The 16,646-nt window shown below is 60.3% G+C and carries 11 protein-coding genes and 4 tRNA genes; 7 read left to right on the top strand and 8 right to left on the bottom strand.

All coding sequences use genetic code 11. The features are described 5' to 3' along the window. Window positions 1-262 precede the first annotated feature (262 nt). Window positions 263-979, bottom strand: a complete 717-nt coding sequence (locus AB4O12_RS02735; RefSeq protein ID WP_016773732.1) for an FKBP-type peptidyl-prolyl cis-trans isomerase — start codon at window positions 977-979, stop codon at window positions 263-265. Window positions 980-1,248: 269 nt separating this feature from the next. Here AB4O12_RS02735 and AB4O12_RS02730 point away from each other — a divergent pair, with 269 nt between their 5' ends. Beyond that, window positions 1,249-3,060 carry a di-heme-cytochrome C peroxidase gene (locus AB4O12_RS02730; RefSeq protein ID WP_460060279.1) on the top strand — a complete coding sequence of 604 codons (1,812 nt, stop codon included), beginning with the start codon at window positions 1,249-1,251 and terminating at the stop codon, window positions 3,058-3,060. Continuing rightward, a complete protein-coding gene (locus tag AB4O12_RS02725) occupies window positions 3,057-4,226 on the top strand; it encodes a catalase family protein (protein ID WP_406228595.1) in 1,170 nt (389 codons plus the stop codon). Before AB4O12_RS02730 ends, AB4O12_RS02725 begins: the two co-directional genes overlap by 4 nt. A 90-nt stretch (window positions 4,227-4,316) precedes the next feature. On the opposite strand, the gene AB4O12_RS02720 is transcribed toward AB4O12_RS02725, so the two are convergent. From AB4O12_RS02720 to AB4O12_RS02705, 4 genes are all read right to left on the bottom strand, one after another. Continuing rightward, a tRNA-Asp gene (locus AB4O12_RS02720) sits at window positions 4,317-4,393 on the bottom strand. A gap of 19 nt (window positions 4,394-4,412) precedes the next feature. Beyond that, window positions 4,413-4,488: transfer RNA gene (locus AB4O12_RS02715), tRNA-Val, on the bottom strand. A gap of 190 nt (window positions 4,489-4,678) precedes the next feature. Beyond that, a tRNA-Asp gene (locus tag AB4O12_RS02710) sits at window positions 4,679-4,755 on the bottom strand. A 19-nt stretch (window positions 4,756-4,774) separates the two neighbouring features. After that, window positions 4,775-4,850, bottom strand: a tRNA-Val gene (locus AB4O12_RS02705). A gap of 159 nt (window positions 4,851-5,009) precedes the next feature. Here AB4O12_RS02705 and rdgC point away from each other — a divergent pair. The 3 genes from rdgC to sugE all read left to right on the top strand — a co-directional run bounded on the left by rdgC (window position 5,010) and on the right by sugE (window position 7,474). After that, on the top strand, window positions 5,010-5,930 hold the full coding sequence (rdgC, locus tag AB4O12_RS02700; protein WP_024012190.1) for a recombination-associated protein RdgC: 921 nt from the start codon (window positions 5,010-5,012) through the stop codon (window positions 5,928-5,930). 143 nt (window positions 5,931-6,073) lie between these two features. Next, window positions 6,074-7,039 (top strand): bile acid:sodium symporter family protein, encoded by a 966-nt coding sequence (locus AB4O12_RS02695; protein ID WP_041479525.1) that lies wholly within the window; start codon window positions 6,074-6,076, stop codon window positions 7,037-7,039. 120 nt (window positions 7,040-7,159) lie between these two features. Beyond that, entirely contained in the window at window positions 7,160-7,474 is a 315-nt protein-coding gene (gene sugE, locus AB4O12_RS02690) for a quaternary ammonium compound efflux SMR transporter SugE (protein ID WP_024012188.1), read from the top strand. A 103-nt stretch (window positions 7,475-7,577) separates the two neighbouring features. Here the strand turns inward: sugE and AB4O12_RS02685 are convergent, their stop codons facing one another. The 3 genes from AB4O12_RS02685 to AB4O12_RS02675 all read right to left on the bottom strand — a co-directional run bounded on the left by AB4O12_RS02685 (window position 7,578) and on the right by AB4O12_RS02675 (window position 11,999). Then, on the bottom strand, window positions 7,578-9,449 hold the full coding sequence (locus AB4O12_RS02685; protein WP_460060276.1) for an MFS transporter: 1,872 nt from the start codon (window positions 9,447-9,449) through the stop codon (window positions 7,578-7,580). Window positions 9,450-9,545: 96 nt separating this feature from the next. Then, window positions 9,546-10,697 carry a TDT family transporter gene (locus tag AB4O12_RS02680; RefSeq protein ID WP_305382482.1) on the bottom strand — a complete coding sequence of 384 codons (1,152 nt, stop codon included), beginning with the start codon at window positions 10,695-10,697 and terminating at the stop codon, window positions 9,546-9,548. 114 nt (window positions 10,698-10,811) lie between these two features. Then, the gene (locus AB4O12_RS02675) at window positions 10,812-11,999 is read right to left on the bottom strand and encodes an MFS transporter (protein ID WP_305383113.1); all 1,188 of its coding nucleotides are present in this window, start codon (window positions 11,997-11,999) and stop codon (window positions 10,812-10,814) included. A 103-nt stretch (window positions 12,000-12,102) separates the two neighbouring features. Here AB4O12_RS02675 and AB4O12_RS02670 point away from each other — a divergent pair, with 103 nt between their 5' ends. Next, complete coding sequence (locus AB4O12_RS02670; protein WP_236169115.1) at window positions 12,103-12,645, top strand: TetR/AcrR family transcriptional regulator; 543 nt, start codon at window positions 12,103-12,105, stop codon at window positions 12,643-12,645. 223 nt (window positions 12,646-12,868) lie between these two features. Beyond that, a complete protein-coding gene (locus AB4O12_RS02665) occupies window positions 12,869-16,339 on the top strand; it encodes a hybrid sensor histidine kinase/response regulator (RefSeq protein ID WP_305382481.1) in 3,471 nt (1,156 codons plus the stop codon). The last annotated feature ends 307 nt before the right edge of the window (window positions 16,340-16,646 follow it).

Raw genomic sequence — 16,646 nt, 5'->3', positions numbered from 1 at the left:
AAATTGTGGATAACCTTGTGAACAGAGCTGCATTTCAGCGCTGAGAGCCCCGTTTCATAAGGGCTGCGCTCAGATCGGGCGTTTTTTACTCACATAAAAAAGCCCAATATTTCATTGACTTGGCAGCTCAGGGCGTCTAGCGCGGGCAGCCTCAAAGCTATGACTGTGCTGATCGCTGTCAGTTCGCTCTGTTTACCTTCCCTGACCTGCAGATGCAACAACGCCCCGCATGTGCGAGGCGTTGTTTTCGAGCCGTTGCGTGTTACTTGGCAGCGGCGTCTTCTTTGGCTGGATCCTTGATGGCCAGCAGTTCCAGGTCGAAAACCAGAACCGAGTTGGCCGGGATTGCCGGGCTTGGCGACTGAGCGCCGTAAGCCAGATCGCTAGGGATGTACAGTTTGTACTTCTCGCCAACGTGCATCAGTTGCAGACCTTCAACCCAACCCGGGATCACGCCACTGACTGGCAGATCGATCGGGCTGCCGCGCTCTACGGAGCTGTCGAACACGGTGCCGTTGGTCAGCTTGCCGGTGTAGTGAACAGTTACGACGTCGGTCGGCTTAGGCTGTGGGCCGTCGGCTTTCTTCACTACTTCGTACTGCAGGCCGGAAGCGGTGGTGGTCACACCGGCTTTCTTGCCGTTCTCTTCGAGGAATTTCTTGCCGGCGGCTGCCGACTCTTCACTCATCTTGGCCATACGCTCTTCAGCACGTTTTTGCAGCGAGGCGAAGGCTTCGACCAGTTCTTCATCTTTCAGCTTCTGTTCTTTCTTGCCAACGGCATCTTCGATGCCCTGGGCTACCGCTTTGGAGTCCAGATCATCCATGCCTTCCTGGGCAAGGCTTTTGCCCATGTTCAGGCCGATGCCGTAGGAAGCTTTTTGCGCCGGGGTTTTCAGCTCTACGCTGGTCTGCGAGTCACAACCCGCGAGTACCAGGCTAACCAGGGCTACCGCCGCCGCCAACCGATGCTGTTTCATGCTATTTCCTTGTTCATGCGCCGAATGGGCAATCGAGTAAAGCCGCGAGCTTATCAGGCCGCCACGACCAATGGCTACCGGCATGAGAGCAGGAATCTTCCGATAAGTTCAGGGATTAAAACGCATTTGGGCAACGGCTGGATGAAGCTTCTGTCATCCACGGACGACAAGCGTCATCGGAGCTTGCCTCAGCGTCTGGCGTAATGGCCACTTGCCCAGCAGTCATGGCTCAGGCATAACAGCGCAACAATTCGACAAGGATGTTTAACTTGCGCCTTCTATTCCGCGTTCTCACTCTGGTGATCGTGCTGGCGATAATCGCCCTCGCGGTGATCGTCTATTACGTCGCCAGCCCGAAATTGCCCTTCTACACCCCGCCGCAACAGGTACGTTACCTGGATCAATGGAGCGAAGAGCAACGGCAGACCTACTACTTCACGCCCCAAGGTACGCAAGTCAAAGGCCTGCGTTACGAGTGGTTCCAGGCATTGGAATTGCCCTTCTCCGAGCAGCGCTTCGCCTCCCCTGAATATCTCGCCCGTTTCGGCTTCCTGGTCGACCCGCAGCAGAAAGCGAGCGCGAACAACCCCGGCAACCTTCCCGTCGGTTTTGCCCGGCACGAGAATCCCGGCAACGCCTCGGAGCATTATCTGGACATCACCTGCGCCGCTTGCCACACCGGCGAGTTGCGCATCAAAGGCCAGGCCGTACGTATCGATGGCGGCAGCGCACAGCACGTGCTGCCTTCCAGCGTTCCTACGTTGCGCGGTGGCAGTTTCGGACAGGCCCTGGTCGCCAGTCTCGCCTCGACTTACTACAACCCGTGGAAGTTCGAGCGCTTCGCCCGCCAGGTGCTCGGAGATGATTACGAAGCGCGCCGCGAACAATTGCGCAGCGAGTTCAAGACCTCGCTGAACACCTTCGTCAAAGTGGCGTGGAACGACACCCATCGCGGCCTGTACCCGACCGAGGAAGGCCCGGGGCGCACCGATGCGTTCGGCCGGATTGCCAACGCGACGTTTGGCGATGCGATTTCCCCTGCCAACTACCGCGTAGCCGATGCCCCGGTGGATTATCCGCAGCTGTGGGACATGTGGACGTTCGATTGGGTGCAGTGGAATGGCTCGGCCCAGCAGCCGATGGCGCGCAATATCGGCGAAGCGCTCGGCGTCGGAGCCACATTGAATTTCTTCGACGGCAACGGCCAGCCGCTGCAAGGTGCTGAGCGCTACCCCTCCAGCGTGCGCGTGCGCGATCTGCACGCCATCGAAGAAACCTTGCAGCAGTTGAAGCCGCCGACCTGGCCGGAAGATCTGTTCGGTGCGATCGACAAGCCGCTGGCCGCCAAAGGCCGCGCGCTGTTCGCGGAAAACTGCGTCGGCTGCCATGTCCCGCGCCAATCGCAGGAAGGCGAACGCTGGGTGCAGCACTTGCACATGCTGCCCGTAGACGTGATCGGTACCGATCCCAATGCGGCCAACAACGTTGCCAGCCATCGTTTCGACCTGAGCGCGCTGCAATGGGATGTCAAAGAGTTGGAAAAAATGGACGTCAGACTGCACCCCGAACCTAAAGCGCCGCTTGATCTGAGCCAATTGTCGGTGGCCAAGGGCCTGGCTTACGTCACCGCGTTCGTGGAAAACCGTGCCTATAGCGACGCGCAGATCACGCCGGAAGAAAAACCGCGCATGGACGGTTTCGGCCTGCCGATCGGCGTGCGCGAGAAGGTCGCTTACAAGGCTCGACCGCTGGCTGGCGTGTGGGCGACTGCGCCGTTTCTGCACAACGGTTCGGTGCCAAGCATCTATCAGTTGCTGTCACCGCAGGATGAGCGCGCCACCACCTTCTATAAAGGCACGCTCGAATACGACCCGCGCCACCTCGGCTATCGCACCGAGCCTTTCACCAACGGTTTTCTGTTCGACACGCGCATCAGCGGCAACCACAACAGCGGCCACGAATTCCGCGCTGGCGCTCGCGGCAACGGGGTGATCGGCCGCCTCCTGCAACCAGAGGAGCGCTGGGCGCTGCTCGAATACCTGAAAGTGCTGGGCGGACCACTGGAGGCGCAGTTGCCATGATCATGCCGACATTCAAAAAAGAACTGCCGCCACTGGCTCGCTTCTGGCTCTGGTTGGGGCGTTTGCTTGGCAAGACGCTGCTGATCCTGCTGATCATCGGCCTGCTCGGCTGGGCCATCGCCGCCGCGTGGTTCGCTTGGCAGCATCGTGGGCCGGTGTCGGCGCAGGAACAGATTCCACCAGGCGAAGCGGTGATGACCCAGGACATCATTCAAACCGCTGTGCGCATCGTCGACCAGCATCGCGAAAGCACGCGTTATCTGCGCGATGCCCACGCCAAGGCGCATGGCTGCGTGAAGGCGCAAGTGCAAGTGTTACCGGAACTGGAGCAATCGCTGCGGCAGGGGGTGTTCAGCGAGCCGGGCAAGACCTGGCAGGCGCTGATCCGGTTGTCCAACGGTAATGCCTACCCGCAATTCGACAGCATTCGCGACGCGCGCGGGATGGCAATCAAGCTGTTCGAGGTTCCTGGCAAGCAACTGCTCGGCAACCGCCAGGACCAGCATGAACAGGATTTCGTGATGTTCAGCCATCCGAATTTCTTTGTCAGCGATGTCGCCGAGTATCGTCAGAATGTAGCGGCGCAGGCTGACGGCAAGAAGGTCATGGCGTTTTTTCCGACGTGGGATCCGCGCACCTGGCAGGTCCGTCATCTATTCATCGCGTTGGCAACCCTGTCAGCGCCGCCGGACAGTCCGACCGAGACTACATATTTCTCTGTATCACCCTACAAGTTCGGTGAGGCCAATGCGAAATTCCGCGTCGTGCCGGATCCGGAGCGGTGCCCGGCGTATACCTTGCCCAAACAGAATCACGACTTGCCGAATTTTCTGCGCAGTGCACTGAATCAACAGTTATCCACGGATCGGGTGCCGGCGTGTTTCGCCTTGCAGATCCAGCGCCAGGACGCGAACAAGTACATGCCGATCGAAGACACCAGCATTGAGTGGCGTGAGCAGGATGCGCCGTTTGCAACGGTGGCGCGGATCACCCTGCCCGCGCAGGACTTCGATACGCCGGCGCTGAATCTGCAATGCGACAATCTGTCGTTCAATCCTTGGTTCGGCATCGACGCGCATCGGCCGATTGGCGGGATCAATCGCTTGCGCAGGGCGGTGTATGAGGCGGTGAGCGATTATCGGCATGTCCGCAATGCGGCGCAGTAGCGCGGCGATTTCATAAATCGCAGACAGCAAAAAAGCCCGCACAAGGCGGGCTTTTTGTGGTGTCTGGCGTTCAGTTCCAGATACCGAATATGGCGCAGCGGACGGGACTCGAACCCGCGACCCCCGGCGTGACAGGCCGGTATTCTAACCGACTGAACTACCGCTGCGCGAAACGCTTGAAACGAATGGTGGGTGATGACGGGATCGAACCGCCGACATTCTGCTTGTAAGGCAGACGCTCTCCCAGCTGAGCTAATCACCCTTCGCTTCGTTACGGGGCGCATTATGCCACAAGTTTTCGTAAAGTGTTGATTTAATTGAATATTTTTCAAAAAAATCTGAAAACCGGTGAAACGATACATCCCGCGGGTACAACCTTGAGACAGAAAAAAACCCGCATCAGCGGGTTTTTCCGTGGTTACCTGGCGTTCAGTGGTCCAGGTTACCGAATATGGCGCAGCGGACGGGACTCGAACCCGCGACCCCCGGCGTGACAGGCCGGTATTCTAACCGACTGAACTACCGCTGCGCTAAACACTTGAAACGAATGGTGGGTGATGACGGGATCGAACCGCCGACATTCTGCTTGTAAGGCAGACGCTCTCCCAGCTGAGCTAATCACCCTTCGCTTCGGTGTGGCGCGCATTCTACGGAGCACCCCAACCTCTGGCAAGCACTTTTTTAAATAATTTTCCGAGGCCTTCCAAAGGCTTAGAGAAGGGTTGGCCTATGCCCCGGCGAAGACAATAATGCCCCCCTTTGTATAAAGGAGTGACTCGCCCCATGTGGTTCAAGAACCTGCTGATCTATCGCCTGACCCAAGACCTGCCTGTCGATGCCGAGGCGCTGGAAACTGCACTGGCGACCAAACTGGCGCGGCCGTGTGCAAGCCAGGAGCTGACCACTTACGGTTTCGTCGCACCATTCGGCAAGGGCGAAGATGCGCCGCTGGTGCATGTCAGCGGCGATTTCCTGCTGATCTCTGCGCGTAAAGAAGAACGTATTCTGCCGGGCAGCGTGGTGCGTGACGCGGTCAAGGAAAAGGTCGAAGAGATCGAAGCCGAGCAGATGCGCAAGGTCTATAAGAAGGAACGCGACCAGATCAAGGATGAAATTATCCAGGCGTTTCTGCCGCGCGCGTTCATCCGTCGTTCGTCGACCTTCGCCGCGATCGCGCCGAAACAGGGCCTGATCCTGGTCAACTCGGCCAGCCCGAAACGCGCCGAAGACCTGCTGTCGACGCTGCGCGAAGTGATCGGCACCCTGCCCGTGCGTCCGCTGACCGTGAAAATGGCACCGACTGCGGTGATGACCGAGTGGGTCACCACACAGAAAGCCGCCGACGATTTCTATGTACTGGACGAGTGCGAACTGCGCGACACCCACGAAGACGGCGGCATTGTCCGTTGCAAGCGTCAGGACCTGACCAGCGAAGAAATCCAGCTGCACCTGAGCACCGGCAAAGTCGTCACTCAGCTGTCGCTGGCCTGGCAGGACAAACTGTCGTTCATGCTCGACGACAAGATGACCGTCAAGCGCCTGAAATTCGAGGATCTGCTGCAGGATCAGGCGGAACAGGACGGTGGCGACGAAGCCCTGGGCCAACTGGATGCCAGCTTCACCCTGATGATGCTGACCTTCGGCGACTTCCTGCCGGCGCTGGTTGAAGCGTTGGGTGGGGAAGAGATGCCGCAGGGGATCTGACTCTGACGAGCATCTAACCTGTGGGAGCGAGCCTGCTCGCGAATGCGGTGCGCCAGCAACATTAATGTATCTGGCTCACCGCTTTCGCGAGCAGGCTCGCTCCCACAATGTTTTGTGGTGTAACCAATAATAAGGATCAAGCCATGCGCGCACTGGCTGCACTCAGCCGCTTTGTCGGCAATACCTTCGCTTACTGGGTTCTGATATTCGCCGTCGTGGCCTTCCTGCAACCGGCGTGGTTCATTGGCCTGAAAAGCGCGATCGTACCGCTGCTGGGTCTGGTGATGTTCGGCATGGGCCTGACCCTCAAGCTCGACGACTTCGCTGCCGTCGCTCGCCATCCGTGGCGGGTGGCGCTGGGCGTGGTTGCGCATTTCGTGATCATGCCCGGTGTAGCGTGGTTGCTCTGCCAGGTGTTTCACCTGCCGCCGGAAATCGCCGTCGGGGTGATTCTGGTCGGCTGCTGCCCGAGCGGCACCTCTTCGAACGTGATGACCTGGCTGGCACGCGGTGATCTGGCGCTTTCAGTGGCGATTGCCGCGGTCACTACCCTCCTCGCCCCACTGTTGACCCCGGCGCTGATCTGGCTGCTGGCCTCGGCGTGGCTGCCGGTATCGTTCATGGAGCTGTTCTGGTCGATCCTGCAAGTGGTGCTGTTGCCGATCGTTCTCGGCGTGGTCGCGCAGCGTCTGCTCGGCGACAAGGTGCGGCATGCGGTGGATGTGTTGCCGCTGGTATCGGTGGTCAGCATCGTGATTATCGTCACCGCCGTGGTGGCGGCCAGTCAGGCGAAAATCGCCGAGTCCGGCCTGTTGATCATGGCCGTGGTGATGCTGCACAACAGCTTCGGTTATCTGCTCGGCTACTTCACCGGACGCCTGTTCGGCTTGCCTCTGGCTCAGCGCAAGTCGCTGGCACTGGAGGTCGGCATGCAGAATTCGGGACTGGGCGCGGCATTGGCCAGTGCGCACTTTTCGCCACTGGCGGCGGTGCCGAGCGCGCTGTTCAGCGTTTGGCACAATATTTCCGGAGCACTGCTATCGACGTACTTCCGGCGCATGAGCGAAAAGGAAGACCGCGACAACCTCGCGCAACGGGCTGCCGATTGAGGCTGAAAACTTGATCCCCGGGTTAATGCTCGTCACTATATTGCGCAACGCGGGGACGACCCTGCGGCTCGCTCGAGTCATTCATCTGGGGACGACCCCGTCAATCGATGGAGGTCCTGCATGTCCTGGATCATTCTGTTTTGCGCCGGCCTGTTCGAAGTCGGCTGGGCCGTTGGCCTGAAATACACCGACGGCTTCACCCGCCCGCTTCCCACCGCCCTGACCGTTGCCGCCATGGCCATCAGTCTGGGTCTATTGGGCTTGGCGATGAAGGAATTGCCATTGGGTACGGCTTATGCGATCTGGACCGGCGTAGGTGCGGTGGGCACGGTGATCGCCGGGATCATTTTGTTTGGCGAATCAATGGCGCTGATTCGACTGGTCAGTGTGGCGTTGATCGTTACCGGGTTGATCGGGCTCAAGGTCAGCGCTTAAGCCACCGGCCCCATCGCTGGCAAGCCAGCTCCCACAAGATTGGTGTACACCATCGAACCTGTGGGAGCTGGCTTGCCAGCGATGAGGGCCGTCCAGTCAACAACTATCTGACGGATCCGCGCAACTCCCCCACCAACACCTGCAACTTCGCCGGCTCGGTCCCTTCGGTAATAGCCGGCCCCGCCACCAGCGTCACCCGCGACCACAAGCGATGGAACAAGCCCTTGTTCGGATCGCGACTGAAGAAACTCCCCCACAATCCTTGCAGCGCCAGCGGAATCACCGGCACCGGGGTCTCTTCGAGAATCCGCGTCACGCCGCCGCGAAACTCGTTGATCTCGCCATCGGCGGTCAATTTGCCTTCCGGGAAAATACACACCAGCTCACCGTCCCTCAAATACTGAGCGATGCGGGTAAAGGCTTTTTCGTAGATCTGGATATCTTCCTGGCGTCCGGCAATCGGAATAGCGCCCGCCGTGCGAAAGATGAAGTTCAGCACCGGCAAGTTGTAGATCTTGTAGTACATGACAAAGCGAATCGGCCTACGCACCGCCCCGCCGATCAGCAAGGCGTCGACGAACGACACATGGTTGCACACCAGCAGCGCCGCGCCCTCGTCCGGGATCGCTTCAAGGTTGCGATGTTCGACGCGGTACATGGAATGGCTGAGCAGCCAGATCATGAAGCGCATGCTGAATTCCGGAACGATCTTGAAGATGTAGGCGTTGACGCCGATGTTCAGCAGCGACACCACCAGGAACAGTTGCGGGATCGACAGCTTGGCGACGCTCAACAACGCGATCGAAACAATCGCCGACACCACCATAAACAACGCGTTGAGAATGTTGTTGGCGGCAATCACCCGCGCGCGTTCGTTTTCAGCCGTACGCGACTGGATCAGCGCGTACAGCGGGACAATATAGAAGCCACCGAAAATGCCGAGGCCAAGAATGTCGATCAACACCGCCCAGGTGTGCACGAAGCCGAGCACCGCAATCCAGCTATGGCCGCTGACGCTGTCCGGGATCCCACCGGAATGCCACCACAGCAACAGGCCGAACACGGTCAGGCCAAACGAGCCAAACGGCACCAGACCGATCTCGACTTTGCGCCCGGAGAGCTTCTCGCAGAGCATCGAACCCAGCGCGATGCCCACCGAGAACACGGTCAGGATCAGCGTGACCACGGTTTCGTCACCGTGCATCCATTCCTTGGCGTAGGCCGGGATCTGCGTCAGATAGATAGCCCCGACGAACCAGAACCACGAGTTGCCGACAATCGAGCGCGACACCGCAGGCGTCTGGCCCAGACCGAGTTTCAACGTCGCCCAGGACTGACTGAAGATATTCCAGTTCAGGCGCATTTCCGGCGACGAGGCCGCCGCGCGCGGAATACTGCGGCTGGCCAGATAACCCAGCACGGCAATGCCGACGATCGCGGCGGAGACTACCGGCGCGTAGTGCTCGGTCGACATCATGATCCCGGCGCCGATGGTCCCGGCGAGAATCGCCAGAAACGTGCCCATTTCCACCAGACCGTTGCCGCCGACCAGTTCATCGTCGCGCAAGGCCTGCGGCAGGATCGAATACTTCACCGGGCCGAACAGCGCCGAGTGCGTGCCCATGGCGAACAGCGCCACCAGCATCAGCGACAGATGATCGAAGAGGAAGCCGATCGATCCTACGGCCATGATGGCGATTTCCGCGAGTTTGATCAGACGGATCAGCGCGTCCTTGGCGAATTTTTCCCCGAACTGCCCGGCCAGCGCCGAGAACAGGAAAAACGGCAGGATAAACAGCAGCGCGCAGAGGTTGACCCAGATCGAGCGATCGCCCTCGATGGTCAGCCGATAGAGGATGGCGAGGATCAACGACTGCTTGAACACATTGTCGTTAAACGCGCCGAGCGACTGGGTAATAAAGAAGGGCAAAAAGCGCCGGGTGCGCAACAGGTTGAACTGTGAGGGGTGACTCATCTTCCGTGTTTCCTGATGTTAGGTAGTGAGGCCTGGGTGCTTGTTATTGGAATCCCGCACCACGATCCAGGCCACACCTTACCTAAACTTTTCGGATTATTTCTTCAAACCTGCAATACACGGCGAGACAAACAGCTCGCCACGCCACGCGCCCTGCACGGTGCGCTTGCCGACGATCAGCCACATTGCCGCCAACAAAATCACCAGCGCCGTACCGATCACACTGAAAAATGTCAGGTTGAGGATACTTGCCAGTTTCAGCGTCGCCAGCGAATACACGCCCAATGGGAAGGTGAAGCCCCACCAGCCGAGGTTGAACGGAATGCCGTCACGCAGATAACGCACGGTGATCAGCAGCGCCATCAACATCCACCACAGACCAAAACCCCACAGGGTGATCCCTGCCACCAGCCCTAATCCTGAGGCGATTTCACCAACGCCGGGCAGACCATTCGCGGCAAAAATCGCTGGCGCCTCACCGCCCAACAGCAACATGCCCAGGGCACCGGTGCCGATCGGACCGAGGGCGAGCCAGCTCGACGCGGCCATGTTTTCGTGGGGTAGCTTGTGCAGAGCCATGCGCAACAACAGGATGGTCAGAATGCTGAACGCCACCGGCAGGGAGAAAGCCCAGAGCACATAGCTGGTGGTCAGTACGACGAGTTGCCCATGGGCGTCGGTCAGATGCGGGGCGAGCAAACCGCCGCTGGCCGCTGCTACTTCCGCCGCCACCACCGGCAGCAACCAGACCGCAGTCATCTGATCGATGCTGTGTTCCTGACGGGTAAACATCATGTACGGAATCAACACACCGCAGGCCAGCGACATCGCTACATCGATCCACCACAACACTTCAACGAGCTGAATGACACCGTCGCCCCAGCGCGGCAGCCCGAACAACAGAAAGCCGTTGATGATCGTCGCCAGGCCCATGGGAATGGTGCCGAAGAACATCGACACAGTGGAATGACCGAAAATCCGCCGCGCCTCGTCAAAGAACAGAATCCAGCGCGCGGCGTAGGCAGCGGTAAACAGGCTGAACAAGAGAATGTTGAACAACCACAGCCCTTCGGCCACAGCGCGCAATCCGGGAATGGCCAGCGGCAACTGGGCCAGCGCCAATGCCAACACACCGGTGCCCATGGTCGCGGCGAACCAGTTCGGCGTGAACTGGCGGATCACTTCACGCGGATGCTGAAGCTGGCTGAAAGGTTTGTAGCCGGGGGTGACACTGTTAGGGCAAATCATCATGAACTCCTGTCCTCTGGTGAGGTTGAGTCCATGGTAGATCCGAATCGAATATCGATATAACGGGTAATATCTCTAACTGTTATCTGTTTTGCAGATAAGATCTACACGCGCTTAAGGAGCGTTGCAAACTCTGCCGGTCTGCGGACGCAGACTGAGCAGCAGCGCAGCCACGGCCAGCACGATCAATACAACGCCGTAACCATCAGTGGTCGCCAGCAACCCGAAACTGCGCGCCAGGTGCCCGGCCAGCAACGCCGGCAAACAGAACGCCAGATAACTGAGCACGTAATACGCCGACATCAATCCGGCTCGCTCGTGTGGCGAGGCCAGCGACACCAGACTGCGCACCGCACCGAGGAAACCCGAACCGAAGCCGCAACCGGCGATCAGGGTGCCAAAGAAAAACAGCGACAGACTGGCGCCATGCACACCGAGCAGAATCAGCACTAGCCCGATCGGCAGCAAGCTCGCGCCCAGCCGCAGCGCCTGAGCGGCCGGACGATTGCGCATCATGAAAATCATCAACGCACCGGTCACGGTGAGCGCCGCGACCGTAGCGCCGCCGATCAGATTGGAGGTAGAGCCAGTGGCGGTGCGCACCAACGACGGTGCCAGCGAGGCATAAAAACCTCCGAGCGCCCAGGTTGCGGTGTTCAGCGGCAGCACTCGCCACAACGTCGATCGCGCTTGCACCGGCACGTGCAAAGTCGGTCGCAAAGACGCCAGCGCCCCACCTTGCCGCGAGACACTTTCCGGCAGGCGCCAGACATACACGCCTTGCAACACAAACAGTGCCAACAGTAACCAATAGGTCAGCTGCAACGGCGCTGGTGCGAATTCTGCCAGCAAGCCACAGCCCAAACCGCCCAAAGCCATCCCGAGTAACGGCGCGACACTGTTGATCAGCGGCCCCTGCTGACGGTCGGTGTCGAGCAGCGTTGCACTCAATACGGCAGTGGCCATGCCGGTGGCGAAACCTTGCAGCACCCGTGCGCTGATCAACCACGACACGCTGTCGGCATAAATGAACAGCAGCATCGCCAGCGCATTGAGCAGCACTGCACTGAAGATCACCGGTTTGCGTCCGAGATGGTCGGAAAGCGAACCAACCGTCAGCAACGCCGCCAACAGACTGAAAGCGTAAACGGCGAAGATCAGCGTCAACATCGCTGCCGAGAAATGCAGCTGATCCTGATACAAGTGATACAACGGCGTCGGAGCGGTGGAAGCGGCGAGAAAACTGAGTAAGGTGATCGCCAGAAACCACAAGCTGGACCGGTGGGAAGCGACACTATTCAAGGGGCTGGTCATGGGCATACTCCGCAAAAGCTAATTTTTTGCTTTTGCGGAGTGTGCTACCGCCCAGCGCTTAAAGCAAATTCTTTGTGTTAAGGTCTGCCGCATGGCTATTAAAGAAGGTTTACGCCCCGGTGGCCGCAGTGCCCGGGTGCAGGAGTCGATTCATTCGGCGGTCAATGCGCTGCTGCAAGAGCAGGAACGTTCCACCGTGACCGTCCCGCAGATTGCCGCCCGCGCGGGGGTTACGCCGTCGACGATCTACCGCCGCTGGGGTGATCTGGCGGCGTTGCTGGCGGACGTCGCCCTCGCCCGCATGCGCCCGGACAGCGAGCCGGCGAACACTGGCAGCCTGCGCGGCGATATCCGCGCCTGGGCCGAGCAATATCTCGACGAGATGAGCTCGGAGGTCGGGCGCAACATGATGCGCGACGTGCAGGCCAGCGCTACGCCCGGCTATTGCGTGGCGATCATCGGTGCGCAGTTGCAGACCATTGTCGATCGCTATCCGGATGAAAACACACCGAGTGTCGACCGCTTGATCAATCTGGTGGTGGCGCCGGTGGTGTTCCGGATTCTGTTTTCGGCCACGGCGCTGGAGGTGGATGAGTTGCATCGGTTGATCGATATTGCATTGCGGCAGGACTGACGCCTTCGCGAGCAGGCTCGCTCCCACAAGGGAATGCATTCCAGAAAGTGGGAGCGAGCCTGCTCGCGAAGAGGCCCGCCCGGGCACCACAAAAACCACCCGGTACCCCGCCTGCGACACCCCGCCACGCCACGACCTTGGTCGACACTGACTAACCGTCGCGCGCGTGCGAGACTGTCCGCCCGGGCAGGAGTGCCGGGGAGTCTTTTGTCGGGAGTGCTGCATGTCGTTGTCCACCGGGCTGATCGCCGTCGTTGCCCTGGCCTACATGGCCATCATGTTCGCCATCGCCTTCTACGGCGACCGTCGCAGCACGCCGTTGCCGCCACGGGTGCGCGCCTGGGTGTACAGCCTGTCGCTGGCGGTTTACTGCACCAGTTGGACGTTCTTCGGCGCGGTCGGTCAGGCGGCGGAACAACTGTGGTCATTCCTGCCGATCTACCTCGGGCCGATCCTGCTGCTGGTCGGCGCGCCGTGGGTCCTGCAGAAAATGGTGATGATCAGCAAACAGGAGAACATCACCTCCATCGCCGACTTCATCGCCGCGCGCTACGGTAAGTCGCAATCGCTGGCGGTGGTGGTGGCGCTGATTTGTCTCGTCGGCGTCTTGCCCTACATCGCCCTGCAACTCAAAGGCATTGTCCTTGGCGTGAACCTGTTGATCGGCGCCGGCGCCGATGCCATGGGCACCCGCGCCCAGGACACGGCGCTGATCGTGTCGCTGGTGCTGGCGTTGTTCACCATCGTTTTCGGTACGCGCAACCTCGACGCCACCGAACACCACCGTGGCATGGTGCTGGCGATCGCGTTCGAATCGCTGGTCAAGCTGTTCGCCTTCCTCGCCGTCGGCGCCTTCGTCACGTACGGGCTGTATGACGGTTTCGACGACCTGTTCAATCAGGCGATGCTCGCCCCGCGCCTTGAGGCGTACTGGAAGGAAACGATTAATTGGCCGTCGATGGTGGTGCAGACCGGCGTGGCGATGATGGCGATCATCTGCCTGCCCCGGCAATTTCACGTGACCGTGGTGGAGAACATCGACCCGCAGGATCTGCGACTGGCGAAATGGGTCTTCCCCGCCTATCTGGCTCTGGCCGCACTGTTTGTAGTCCCGATCGCCCTTGCCGGTCAGATGATGCTGCCCAGCGATGTACTGCCCGACTCGTTCGTGATCAGCCTGCCGCTGGCCCAGGCCCATCCGGCGCTGGCGATGCTGGCGTTTATCGGCGGCGCATCGGCAGCGACCGGCATGGTGATTGTCGCCAGCGTCGCACTGTCGACCATGGTCTCCAACGACATGCTGCTGCCGTGGCTGTTGCGGCGCAACAACGCCGAGCGCCCGTTCGAGGTGTTCCGCCAGTGGATGCTCTCGGTGCGCCGCGTGAGCATCGTGGTGATTCTGCTGCTGGCCTACGTCAGTTATCGCTTGCTCGGCTCGACCGCGAGCCTGGCGACCATCGGCCAGATCGCCTTCGCGGCGGTAACGCAACTGGCGCCGGCCATGCTTGGCGCGCTGTACTGGAAACAGGCCAACCGCCGTGGCGTGTTCGCCGGGCTCGCTACCGGGACGTTTCTGTGGTTTTACACGCTGGTGCTGCCGATTGCCGCGCACAGTCTCGGCTGGTCACTGGCGAGCTTCCCCGGCTTGGCGTGGCTGCACAGCAATCCGCTGAACCTGCCGATCACCCCGTTGACCCAAGGCGTGGTGCTGTCGCTGGCCGGTAATTTCACCCTGTTCGCCTGGGTCTCGGTGCTGTCGCGCACGCGCGTTTCCGAGCACTGGCAAGCCGGGCGCTTCATCGGTCAGGAAATCAGCGCGCGGCCTAATGCCCGTTCGATGCTGGCGGTGCAGATCGACGATCTGCTGCAACTGGCGGCGCGTTTCGTCGGCGAAGAACGTGCGCGGCAGAGCTTCATTCGCTTCGCCTACCGTCAGGGCAAGGGTTTCAACCCCAACCAGAACGCCGACAGCGAATGGATTGCCCACACCGAACGCTTGCTCGCCGGTGTCCTTGGCGCCTCTTCGACGCGCGCCGTAGTAAAGGCCGCCATCGAAGGTCGGGAAATGCAGTTGGAGGACGTAGTCCGAATCGCTGACGAAGCCTCGGAAGTGCTGCAGTTCAACCGCGCCCTGCTGCAAGGCGCGATCGAGAACATCACCCAGGGCATCAGCGTGGTCGACCAGTCGCTGAAACTGGTGGCGTGGAACCGGCGTTATCTGGAGCTGTTCAACTACCCCGACGGCCTGATCAGCGTCGGCCGGCCGATTGCCGACATCATTCGCTACAACGCCGAACGCGGTTTGTGCGGCCCTGGCGAAGCGGAAGTGCACGTCGCGCGACGCTTGCACTGGATGCGTCAGGGCCGCGCACACACTTCCGAACGGCTGTTCCCCAATGGCCGGGTGATCGAGCTGATCGGCAACCCGATGCCCGGCGGCGGATTTGTCATGAGCTTCACCGACATTACCGCGTTCCGCGAAGCCGAACAGGCGCTGACCGAGGCCAACGAAGGGCTGGAACAACGGGTCAGCGAGCGCACCCAGGAACTGTCGCAACTCAACGTCGCGCTCACCGAAGCCAAGGGCAATGCCGAGGCGGCCAACCAGTCGAAAACCCGCTTCCTCGCCGCCGTCAGCCACGACTTGATGCAACCGCTGAACGCCGCGCGACTGTTCTCCGCCGCCCTCTCCCACCAGAACGAAGGCTTGAGCGCAGAGGCGCAGCAGCTGGTGCAACACCTCGACAGCTCGTTGCGTTCGGCGGAAGACCTGATCAGCGATCTACTGGACATATCGCGCCTGGAAAACGGCAAGATCAACCCGGACCGCAAAGCGTTCGTCGTCAATGAACTGTTCGACACCCTAGGCGCGGAGTTCAAGGCGCTGGCCCAAGAGCAAAAGCTCACGTTCCGGGTGCGCGGCAGTCAATTGCGCATCGACAGCGACATCAAACTGCTGCGGCGGATTCTGCAGAATTTCCTCACCAACGCGTTCCGCTACGCCAAAGGCCCAGTGCTGCTGGGCGTGCGTCGGCGCGGTGGTGAGTTATGTCTGGAAGTCTGGGATCGCGGCCCGGGGATTCCGGAAGACAAACAACAAGTGATTTTCGAAGAATTCAAACGCCTCGACAGCCACCAGACCCGCGCCGAAAAAGGTCTGGGCCTGGGTCTGGCGATCGCCGACGGCTTGTGCCGCGTGCTCGGGCACACCCTGCGCGTTCGCTCCTGGCCGGGGCGCGGCAGTGTGTTCAGCGTCACGGTACCGCTGGCGCGCGCGCAAACGCCTGCGGCGAGCGCCTCGATCGAACCAAACAGCAAAATGCTCAGCGGCGCGCAGGTGCTGTGCATCGATAACGAAGACAGCATCCTGATCGGCATGAACAGCCTGCTGAGCCGCTGGGGGTGCCAGGTATGGACGGCGCGCAATCGCGAAGAATGCGCAGCGATATTGAATGAAGGTGTGCGGCCGCAACTGGCGCTGGTCGACTATCACCTCGACCACGGCGATACCGGCACAGAGCTGATGGCCTGGTTGCGCACGCGCCTGGGCGAGCCGGTACCCGGCGTGGTAATCAGCGCGGATGGACGCCCGGAGACCGTAGCGCAAGTGCATGCCGCGGGCCTGGATTACCTGGCCAAACCGGTGAAGCCGGCAGCGTTGCGGGCACTGTTGAGTCGGTATTTGCCGTTGTAGAAGGTGACCTTGCAGACGCCTTCGCGAGCAGGCTCGCTCCCACAGAACAGCAAGAGCAAGAGCAAGAGCAAGAGCAAGAGCAAGAGCAAGAGCAAGAGCAAAAGATCGCAGCCTTCGGCAGCTCCTACAGTTGGACCGTCGATATCTGAGTGGAATGGTTGGTCGGCAGATTGCCTTCGCGAGCAGGCTCGCTCCCACAGAAAAGCAAAGCAGCGAAGCTGCCCGCGGCGCAGCCGCCCCACTCAACAATGAGCGCAAGCTCGAGTGCTTTTGATCTTGATCCACCGGCGACGTCGGAAGGCTGAGT

The organism is Pseudomonas sp. S2_A05, from assembly GCF_054668485.1.
Note: the sequence above shows the minus strand (reverse complement) of the source record. Positions and strands in the feature narration are given on the sequence as shown.

What these genes read in the sequence shown, in the direction of transcription:
- AB4O12_RS02735 (WP_016773732.1), bottom strand. Translation starts at nt 979, where the DNA reads ATGAAACAGCATCGGTTGGCGGCGGCGGTAGCCCTGGTTAGCCTGGTA.
- AB4O12_RS02725 (WP_406228595.1), top strand. Translation starts at nt 3,057, where the DNA reads ATGATCATGCCGACATTCAAAAAAGAACTGCCGCCACTGGCTCGCTTC.
- rdgC (WP_024012190.1), top strand. Translation starts at nt 5,010, where the DNA reads ATGTGGTTCAAGAACCTGCTGATCTATCGCCTGACCCAAGACCTGCCT.
- AB4O12_RS02695 (WP_041479525.1), top strand. Translation starts at nt 6,074, where the DNA reads ATGCGCGCACTGGCTGCACTCAGCCGCTTTGTCGGCAATACCTTCGCT.
- sugE (WP_024012188.1), top strand. Translation starts at nt 7,160, where the DNA reads ATGTCCTGGATCATTCTGTTTTGCGCCGGCCTGTTCGAAGTCGGCTGG.
- AB4O12_RS02685 (WP_460060276.1), bottom strand. Translation starts at nt 9,449, where the DNA reads ATGAGTCACCCCTCACAGTTCAACCTGTTGCGCACCCGGCGCTTTTTG.
- AB4O12_RS02680 (WP_305382482.1), bottom strand. Translation starts at nt 10,697, where the DNA reads ATGATTTGCCCTAACAGTGTCACCCCCGGCTACAAACCTTTCAGCCAG.
- AB4O12_RS02670 (WP_236169115.1), top strand. Translation starts at nt 12,103, where the DNA reads ATGGCTATTAAAGAAGGTTTACGCCCCGGTGGCCGCAGTGCCCGGGTG.
- AB4O12_RS02665 (WP_305382481.1), top strand. Translation starts at nt 12,869, where the DNA reads ATGTCGTTGTCCACCGGGCTGATCGCCGTCGTTGCCCTGGCCTACATG.